The organism is Pseudomonas guariconensis (assembly GCF_900102675.1).
Taxonomy (GTDB): domain Bacteria; phylum Pseudomonadota; class Gammaproteobacteria; order Pseudomonadales; family Pseudomonadaceae; genus Aquipseudomonas; species Aquipseudomonas guariconensis.
Map to the genome: position 1 here is coordinate 20,032 of NZ_FMYX01000013.1, position 10,319 is coordinate 30,350.

General features: G+C 68.3%; 2 protein-coding genes. Both read left to right on the forward strand.

All coding sequences use genetic code 11. The features are described from left to right. The first annotated feature begins 9 nt into the window (after positions 1–9). Complete coding sequence (locus BLS27_RS19560; protein ID WP_090346413.1) at positions 10–9,201, forward strand: non-ribosomal peptide synthetase; 9,192 nt, start codon at positions 10–12, stop codon at positions 9,199–9,201. Positions 9,202–9,268: 67 nt separating this feature from the next. After that, on the forward strand, positions 9,269–10,318 hold the full coding sequence (locus BLS27_RS19565) for a TauD/TfdA family dioxygenase (RefSeq protein ID WP_043215871.1): 1,050 nt from the start codon (positions 9,269–9,271) through the stop codon (positions 10,316–10,318). The last annotated feature ends 1 nt before the right edge of the window (position 10,319 follow it).

Below are 10,319 nucleotides of genomic sequence, written 5' to 3' on the forward strand. Positions count from 1 at the left end.
ACGCCCAGCATGAAACCTGAAGACGCCGAGAAGCTTGCCCGTCGCTTTATCGCCCTGCCGTTGGACAAGCGGCGCCTGTTTCTTCAGGCCTTGGCGCGAGAAGGGGTAGAGTTCTCGCTGTTGCCCATTCCTGCGCAGGTCGAGGGCATCGCCTGCGCGCAGCCGTCCTACGCCCAGCAGCGCATGGGGCTGTTGTGGTTGCTCGATCCAGAAGGCGCAGCCTACAACCTACCCGGAGCGGTGCGCCTACAGGGCGTGCTGGACCTGGACGCACTGAGCGCGGCCTTCGAGGCGCTGGTGGCGCGGCATGAGCCGCTGCGCACGCTGTTCCGCCTGGAGGAGGGCATCTGGTATCCCCGCGTGCAGGCGCCTAGGCCACTGGCGCTGGAGCGCCACGATCTTGCAGGTTGCGCCGAGCGCGAGCAGCGCTTGCAAGACATCGCCCAGCAGCAGGCGGGCCTGCCGTTCGACCTGCAGGAAGGGCCGTTGCTACGGGTATGCCTGGTACGCCTGGCCGAGGACGAGCACGTGCTGTTGCTCACCTTGCACCACATCGTCGCCGATGGCTGGTCGATGAACGTGCTGATCGACGAATTCAGCCGCCTGTACGCCCAATGCGTGGCGGGCCAGGCACCCCAGTTGCCGCCGCTGCCGATCCAGTACGCCGACTACGCCCTGTGGCAGCGAAGCTGGCTGGAGGCGGGCGAGTTGCAGCGCCAGCTCGACTATTGGACGGCCCAGCTGGGCGATGAACAGCCGGTGTTGGAATTGCCGACCGATTTTCCCCGGCCAGCCGCACCGAGTTATCGCGGCGTGCGCCTGGAGTTCGCTATCGACCCTGCGTTGGCCACGGGCCTGCGCACACTGGCCCAGCAGCAAGGCGTGACCTTGTTCATGGTGCTGCTGGCCTCGTTCCAGGCCCTGTTGCACCGCTACACCGGCCAGCAGGACATCCGTGTCGGCGTGCCGGTCGCCGGGCGCGGCAAGGCCGAGACCGAAGGGTTGATCGGCTTGTTCGTCAACACCCAGGTGCTGCGCGCCCAGCCGCGTGGGGATCAGCCGTTCAACGCGCTGCTGGCTGAAGTCCGTACGGCAGTGTTGGGCGCCCAGGCGCACCAGGAGCTGCCGTTCGAGCGTCTGGTCAACGCCCTTGAGCCTTCGCGCGATGCTGCCCATTCGCCGCTGTTCCAGGTGCTCTACAACCACCAGCCCGTGGTCGCCGACCTCGAGCAGTTGTACATCGCCGACGGGCTCAAGGCCTCGCGCCTTGAGTTGGGTGGGCGCACCACCCAGTTCGACCTGGCCCTGGACACGCTGGAAAAGTCTGGCGCCCTGCACGCAGCCTTGACCTACGCCTGCGACCTGTTCGAGCAGGCCAGCATCGAGCGCTTGCGCGAGCACTGGCTGAACCTGCTGCAGGGCATCGTCCAGGCGCCGGATGCACGCCTGGGCGACCTGCCGCTGCTGGGGCATGCCGAACGCGAGCGTCTGCTGCGCGGCTGGAACGCCACCGCCGAGCACTACGAAAACGGCCCCTGCGTGCAGCGCCTGATCGAGGCGCAGGCCCTGCGCACGCCGGATGCCCCGGCCTTGGTGTTCGGCAGTACGCAGTTGAGCTATGCCGAACTGAACGCCCGAGCCAACCGCCTGGCCCATCGCCTGATCGAGGCAGGCGTCGGCCCTGAGGTGCTGGTGGGCATTGCCCTTGAGCGTTCGCTGGAGATGGTGGTCGGCCTGCTGGCAATCCTCAAGGCCGGCGGTGCCTACGTGCCGCTGGACCCGGACTACCCCGCCGAACGCCTGGCCTACATGCTCGAAGACAGCGGTGTGAACCTGCTGTTGACCCAGACCGCGCTGCGGACACGCCTGCCGCTGAACGCCGACCTACGCATCTTGTGCCTGGACAGTGCCGCCGCCGACTGCGCCGGGTATCCGCACAGCGATCCCGCCTGCCAGGTCAGTGGCCACAACCTGGCCTATGTGATCTACACCTCCGGTTCCACCGGCCGCCCCAAAGGTGCTGGCAATAGCCATCAGGCGTTGTTCAACCGCCTGGCCTGGATGCAGCAGGCCTATGGGCTGCAGGCGTGCGACAGCGTGTTGCAGAAAACGCCGTTCAGCTTCGATGTGTCGGTGTGGGAGTTCTTCTGGCCGCTGATGGTCGGTGCGCGCCTGGTGGTGGCCCAGCCCGGTGCCCATCGCGACCCGGCACAACTGATCCAGATCATCACCGAGCAGGGCATCAGCACCTTGCACTTCGTGCCCTCGATGCTCCAGGCCTTCATCCATGAGCCGGGCGTCCAGGCCTGCACCAGCCTGCGACGCATTGTCTGCAGCGGCGAGGCCCTGCCGGCCGAAGCCCAGGCCCAGGTGTTCGCCCGTTTGCCTGGGGCGGGCCTGTACAACCTCTACGGCCCGACCGAAGCCGCCATCGACGTGACCCACTGGGCCTGCATCGAGGATGGCCGCCACAGCGTGCCGATCGGCCGGCCCATCGCCAACCTGCGCACCCACATCCTCGATGCCGAACTCAACCCGGTGCCGGTTGGCGCCGCCGGTGAGCTGTACCTGGGCGGCGTGGGCCTTGCGCGTGGTTACCACCGCCGCCCGGCGCTGACCGCCGAGCGCTTCGTGGCCGACCCATTCGGCTCCGGTGAGCGCCTGTACCGCACCGGCGATCTGGCGCGTCACCGCGAAGATGGCGTGATCGACTACTTGGGGCGCCTGGATCATCAGGTGAAAATCCGTGGCCTGCGCATCGAGCTGGGCGAGATCGAGGCCGGCCTGATGGCTCACCCGGCGGTCAAGGAAGCGGTGGTGCTGGCCCAGGACAACAAGCTGTTGGTCGCCTACCTGGTGCCATCGGCGCCTGTGGCCGATAGCGGCGCGCTGCAGGCGCAGCTGCGAGCCCATCTGCAACTGAGCCTGCCGGTGTTCATGGTGCCGGAGTGCTTCATGCTCCTGGAGCGTCTGCCGGTCACTGCCAACGGCAAGCTCGACCGCAAGGCCTTGCCACGCGCCGGAGCGGTACGCCAGCAGCACGAGGCGCCGCACAGCGAACGCCAGCGCGCCTTGGCGCAGATCTGGCAGCCGTTGCTGGGCGTCGAGGCGGTCGGGCTGGACGATAACTTCTTCGCCCTGGGCGGCGATTCGATCATCGCCATCCAGGTGGTCAGCCGCGCCCGCCAGGCCGGCCTGCGCCTGAGCCCCGCCGATGTGTTCAAGCACCAGACCCTGCGCGAGCTGGCCGAAGCCGTGGAGCAGGCGCCGCTGGTGCAGATCGAGCAAGGGCCGCTGCAGGGCGAGGTGGCGTTGACGCCCATCCAGCATTGGTTCTTCGAACAGACGATTCCGACGCGCGAGCATTGGAACCAAGGCCTGCTGCTGACCCCGCGCGAGCCGCTGCAGCCCGAGCGTCTGGAGGCGGCCCTGGAGCGCCTGGTCCGGCAACACGACGCCTTGCGCCTGCGCTATCGCCACACATTGACCGGCTGGCAGCAAACCCACGCCGAGGCGGCGCCTGTGCAGCTGTGGCATCGTCAGGCTGCGTCGGCCCAGGCCTTGCGCGCCCTGTGCGACCAGGCCCAGGCCAGCCTGGACCTCGCCGACGGCCCACTGCTGCGTGCGCTCTTGGTGCAGATGGCCGATGGCAGCCAGCGGCTCTTGCTGGTCGCCCATCACCTGGTGGTGGACGGGGTGTCCTGGCGCGTGCTGCTGGAGGACCTGCAGCAGGCCTACCGTCAGCAGGCCTTGCCGGCCAAGACCAGCGGCTACCAGCACTGGGCTGCACGTTTGGGCGATTACCTGCCTCGAGCTCGTCAGCAATTGCCGTTCTGGCTGGCGCAGCGCGCCAGCGCGCCACTGCCGCACGACAACCCGAATGGGCGCAGGGTCAACGCCAGCGCGGCCGTGCTGACCTGGCGCCTGAGCGCCGAGCGCACCCGCCAATTGCTGCAGCACGCAGGCCAGGCCTACCGCACCCAGGTCAACGACCTGCTGTTGACCGCCCTGGCCCAGGCCGTGGCTGACTGGAGCGCTCAGGCGGACTGCCTGGTACTGCTCGAAGGCCACGGTCGCGAGGCGCTGTTCGACGACATCGATCTGAGCCGCACCGTGGGCTGGTTCACCAGCCTGTTCCCCGTGCGCCTGAAGGCTGCGCCGACGCCGGGCGAGGCGATCAAGGCGGTCAAGGAGCAGTTGCGCGCGGTGCCGGACAAGGGCGTCGGCTATGGTGTGCTGCGCTACCTGGATGCCGAGGCCGGCGCACAGCTGGCCGCCCAGGCGCAGGCGGGCATCCTGTTCAACTACCTGGGCCAGTTCGACCAGCAATTCGGAGACGACGCCTTGTTCGCCCCGGCCATCGAAGGCAGCGGCCAGGCCCAGGATCCTATGGCGCCGTTGGCCAGCGCCTTGAGCTTGGAAGGGCAGGTGTACCAGGGCCAGCTGGTGCTGGAGTGGCGCTACTGTCGCGAAAGTTTCGACACCTCCACACTCGAGCGTCTGGCCGAGGGCTTCGGCCAGGCCCTCGAGGCGTTGCTTGACCATTGCCTGGCCCCCGGCACCCTCGGCGTGACACCTTCGGACTTCCCTTTGGCGCGGCTGAACCAGGCACAACTCGATGGCCTGGCCTTGGACTGGGCTCACGTCGAGGATGTGCTGCCGCTTTCGCCCTTACAGCAGGGCATGCTGTTCCACAGCCTCTACGCGCCCGAGACCGGCGCCTACATCAACCAGTTGCAGGTGTGCATCGACGGCCTGGACGTGGCGCGCTTCGCCGCCAGCTGGCAGGCCGTGCTCGCACGCCACGACGTGCTGCGCAGCCAGTATCACTGGGAGGCCCTGGCGCAGCCGGTGCAGTCGATCGCCCGCGAGGTAGCACTGCCACTGCAGGTGCTGCCGGGTGAAGGCGCGGATATCCAGCGCATTGCCGATCAGGAGCGCACCCGCGCCTTCGCCCTGGACCGTGCACCCTTGCTGCGCCTGGTGCTGGTGCACCTGGGCGGCGAGCGCTACCAGTTGATCTACACCAGCCACCACATCCTCATGGATGGCTGGAGCAACGCCCAACTGCTGGGCGAGGTGTTGCAACGCTATGCAGGCGGCCAACCGCCGGTGAGTGCGGGCAAGTACGCCGATTACCTGGCCTGGCTGCAACGGCGCGACCCGGCCTTGGACGAGGTCTTCTGGCGCGGCCAGCTCCAGGCGCTCGAAGCACCGACCCTGCTGGGCGAAGCGCTGCCCCGCGAGGCGGGCGAGGAGGGTTTCGGCGAGTTGGTCCACGGCCTGGACGAAGCCTTCAGCCAACGCCTGGCGGCGTTCGCCCGGGCCCAACAGGTGACCGTCAGCGTGGTGTTCCAGGCGGCCTGGGCGTTGCTGCTGCAGCGCTACTGCAACCAGCCATCGGTGGCCTTCGGCGCCACCGTGGCCGGGCGCCCGGCGCAGTTGCCGGGCATCGAGCAGCAGGTCGGGTTGTTCATCAACACCTTGCCGGTGATCTGCGCGCCGCGTGCGACCCAGCGCGTGGCTGCCTGGCTGGGCGAGGTGCAGGCGCTTAACCTGCAACTGCGCGAGCACGAGCACACTTCGCTGGTGGACATCCAGCGTTGGGCCGGCCAGCAGGGAGCCTTGTTCGACAGCCTGCTGGTGTTCGAGAACTTCCCGGTGGCCGAGGCGCTGCGCCAAGGGGCACCGGGCGGCTTGCGGCTCTCGCAGGTCAGCAACGTCGAGCAGACCAGCTATCCCCTGACCCTGGGCATCGAGCAGCACCAGGGCCTGGTACTGACTTTCAGCCACGACCGCACCCGGATCGGCAGTGCACAGGTGGCGCAGCTGCGCGATGCCCTGGTGCACCTGCTTGCGCAGTTCGTGGCCGCGCCTGAACAGCCGCTGGCGAGCCTGGGCCTGCTCGATGCCGCGCGCCACGCCGAGCGCCTAGCCCAGGGCGGGCAGCCGCGGCTGACGCTGGACAGCCCGCTGTTGGCGCACCAGCGCTTCGAATGCCAGGCAGCGCTCACGCCACAGGCGCTGGCCCTGATCGCCGGCGAGCAGCGCTGGACCTACGACCAACTCAATGCCCAGGCCAACCGCCTGGCCCATCGCCTGCGCGCATGCGGCGTGGGCCCTGGCCAGCGCGTGGGGCTGTCGGTGCGACGCGGGCCGATGATGATCGCCAGCCTCTTGGCGGTGCTCAAGGCGGGCGCCGCCTATGTGCCGCTGGACCCCGACTACCCGGCCGAACGCCTGACCTACATGATCGAGGACAGCGCCCTGAGCCTGTTGCTCATGCAGCCTGGTTTGCTCCAGGCGCCGGCCGGGCTGCCTTGCCTGCTGCTGGAGGCGGGCGAGGGCTGGCTGGAGGGCTACAGCCCGGAAAACCCGGTCAACCTGGCCAGTGCCCAGGACCTGGCCTACCTGATCTACACCTCCGGTTCCACCGGCCAGCCCAAGGGGGTGTCGATTGCCCATGCGGCATTGCGCGAATTCTGCGTGATCGCCGCCGACTATTCGCAACTGGTCCCCGAGGATCGAGTGCTGCAGTTCGCCACCTTCAGCTTCGACGGCTTCGTCGAGCAGTGCTACCCGCCGCTGTGCGTGGGCGCCTGCTTGGTGCTGCGCGGCGATGAGCTGTGGGACACCACGACCCTGTACGAGCAGATCATCGCCCAGGGCATCACCCTGGCCGACCTGCCGGCGGCGTACTGGTTCCTGCTGGCCCAGGAGTGGGCCGCCAGCGCACCGCGTGAGGCCGGGCGCCTGCGCCAGGTGCATGTGGGGGGCGAGGCGATGTCCGCCGAGGGGCTCAAGCTGTGGCACGCGGCTGGGCTGGGGCATGTGCGGTTGGTCAACACCTACGGCCCCACCGAGGCCACGGTGGTGTCGAGCACGCACCTTTGCACCTTGGCCGACAGCGCGGGCGCCATTCCGATCGGCCGCGCGTTGCCGGGGCGGGCGCTGCACATCCTGGACGGCCACGGCCACCTGGCCCCGGTGGGCCTGGCCGGCGAGCTGTGCATCGCCGCAGGCGCGGGCCTTGCCCGTGACTACCATGGCCGTGCGGCGCTGACCGCCGAGCGCTTCGTGCCAGACCCGTTCGCCGGCACCCCGGGCCAGCGCTTGTACCGCAGCGGCGACCTGGCGCGGGTGCGCGCCGATGGTGTGGTCGAGTACATCGGCCGGGCCGACCATCAGGTGAAGATCCGTGGTTTCCGGGTCGAACTGGGTGAGCTGGAAGCGCACCTGCAAGCGTTGCCCATGATCCGCGAAGCAGCGGTGCTGGTGCACGAGGGCGCCACCGGCAAGCAATTGATCGGCTACGCCGTGCCCACCGCGCCTGCGCATACCAGCGCCGAACTGACCCGCGCCGTGCGCCAGGCGCTCAAGGCCCGCTTGCCGGACTACCTGTTGCCGGCCCAGGTGGTGGCGCTGGCAGCGCTGCCGCTCAACCGCAACGGCAAACTCGACCGCACGGCCTTGCCCGCGCCCGAGGCCCTGGCGCTCGAGGGTGGCGAGCCGCTGCGCGAAGGCCTGGAGCAGCAGCTCGGGCAGATCTGGCAGCAGGTGCTGGGCCTCGATGGCCTGGGCCGCGAGGACAACTTCTTCGACCTGGGCGGCCACTCCCTGCTGGCCACCCAGATCGTTTCCCAGGTGCGCCGGCAACTGGGGCGTGCAGTGAGCCTGCGGGCGCTGTTCGAGCATCCGCGGCTGTGCGATTTTGCCGAGCAGGTGCGCGCCAGTGCCGATCAGGCCGTGCTCGCCCGCCCGGCCATGGCGCGAGACCCAGGGCCGGGCGAGCAGCCATTGTCGTTCGCCCAGCAGCGCCTGTGGTTCCTCTGGAGCCTGGAGCCGCACAGCTCGATGTACAACATGCCCGGCGCCCTGCGCCTGCGCGGCCCACTGGATCCGGACGCCCTGCGCCGTACCTTCGAAGCCTTGCTGGCGCGTCATGAAGTGCTGCGCAGCACCTACCACGAGGCGCGCGGAAGTACCTGGCAACAGGTGCGTGACGACCTGCCGCTAGCGCTGCGTTACCGCGACTTGCGTGGCCTGGCCGATGCCGAGGCCAGTGCCCAGGCACTGGCCCGCGAGGAAGTCGCGCAGCCGTTCGATCTGGCCAACGGCCCACTGCTGCGTGTGCAGGTGCTGCAACTGGCCGACCAGGACCATGTGCTGCTCATGACCTTGCACCACATCGTCGCCGACGACGGCTCGTTCCGTGTGCTGATCGACGAGTTCGTCAGCCTCTACAGCGCATTCGCGGCAGGCGAGCAGCCGACCCTGCCAGGGCTGAACCTGCAATACGCCGACTTCGCCCGCTGGCAGCGCCAGTGGTTGGAGCAGGGCGGCGAACTGCAACGCCAACTCGCCTGGTGGCAGGCCCATCTGGGCGAGCATCACCCGGTGCTGGAGCTGCCGCCGGACCCGACCGCCGAACCCGGCGAAGCCGGGCAGGGCGCGACCTGCCACTTCACCTTCGACCTCGCCCAGAGCGCGGCCTTGCGCCGGTTCGCACGGCAACGCCAGCAGTCGCTGTTCAGCGTGCTGCTGGCCGCGTTCAACGTGGTGTTGCAACAGCGCACCGGGCAGGCCCGCCTGCGCATCGGCACCGACATCGCCAACCGCAACCATGCCGAGCTCGAGCGCATGGTTGGCTTCTTCGTCAACCAGCTGGTGTTGCAGGTGGAGCTTGTGCCGGCGATGACTGCCGATCAGCTGCTGACCCTGTGCAGCCGAACGCTGATCGAGGCATCCGAGCACCAAGACCTGCCGTTCGAGCGCCTGGTCGAGGCCCTGCGCCTGCCCCGGCGCAACGGCCGCTCGCCGCTGTTCTCGATCAAGCTGATCCACCAGGAAGGCGTGGGACGCCTGCCGTCGATGGGGGCGCTGCAGGTCAGTGACTTCCCGTCCGGGCGCCAGGCGGCCGAGCTGGACCTGGTGGCGGCGTTCTACAACGACGACGAGCACCTGCACCTGAGCTTCGAGTATCCGGCCGGGCGTTTCGCTCCGGCCACGCTGGAGGCGATGTTCGAGCAGGTCCGGGCGGTGCTCGCGGCGCTGGTCGGGGGCGCAGCCACCCTGGGCGAGCTGTCGGCCCGGGCCGAGCAGGTCTGGCGTGACCACCAGCAGCGCCAGAGCAGCGAACGCGCCGCCCGCCTCAAAGGGCTGCACCCGATCCGCCGGCGTCGCTCCAGCGCCGTCGAATGACCTGATTGTTCAACGACTTTTGCGGCGGCTCGCGACGAGCCGCCATGGTCCAGTTCCAGGAGGCGTCATGTCTGTCACTTCATTGTCCTCTCGCCCCATGCGCGGTGCGCGCAAGCGCATTTCCAGCGACACGTCCAGCCTGGTCAGCTTCCGCCCGTTGTTCGAGGCGGGCTTTCCGCTGCTGTGTACGCCCACCGTGCCAGGGGTCGATCTGGTCGCCTGGGCGGCGCAGAACCGCGCGCTGATCCAGCAGCAGTTGCACCAGGGGGCGGCGATCCTGTTCCGCGGCTTCGATGTGGCAGGTATCGATCAATTCAACCAGTGTATCGACGCGATTTCCGGCGGCGCCCTGCAGTACCTGTTCCGCGCCTCGCCACGCACCCAGATCACGGGCCAGTTCAACATCTACAGCTCCACTGACTACCCGGCCGGTGAGCGGATCTTCCCGCACAACGAGCACTCCTATTCGCCGGTGTTCCCGCTGCATTTGTACTTCTACTGCGACACCCCCTCCCAGACCGGTGGCCAGACGCCGCTGGGCGATACCCGGCTGATCCTCGACCGCGTCGATCCGCAGGTGCGCGAAGCCTTCGCCCGCAAGGGCATTCTCTATGTGCGCAACTATGGCGACGGCATGGGCCTGCCGTGGCAGACCGTGTTCCAGAGCGAGGTGCGCAGCGAAGTGGAAGCCTACTGCGCGCAAATCGGTGTAGAGGCCGAGTGGAAACCAGGCAACCGCCTGCGCACCCGTCAGCGCGGCCCGGCCATCGTCCGCCACCCGCAGACCGGCGAGCGCATCTGGTTCAACCACGGCACCTTCTTCAATGCCCTGACCCTGCCTGACAGCATCCGCGACAACCTGCTGCGCGAGTTCGGCCCGCTGGACTTACCGCAGAACACGTTCTTTGGCGATGGCACGCCGATCGGCGATGACGTGGTGCGCCACCTGCAACAGATCTACCGCGACGTGATGGTCGAATTCGACTGGCAGAAGGGCGACGTGGTGCTGCTGGACAACATCCTCACCGTGCATGCGCGCAACGCCTTCACGGGCCGTCGAAAAATTCTCACCGCCATGGCGATCGCGCAGAAAAGCGCCGATCTGGCCCACGATTAAG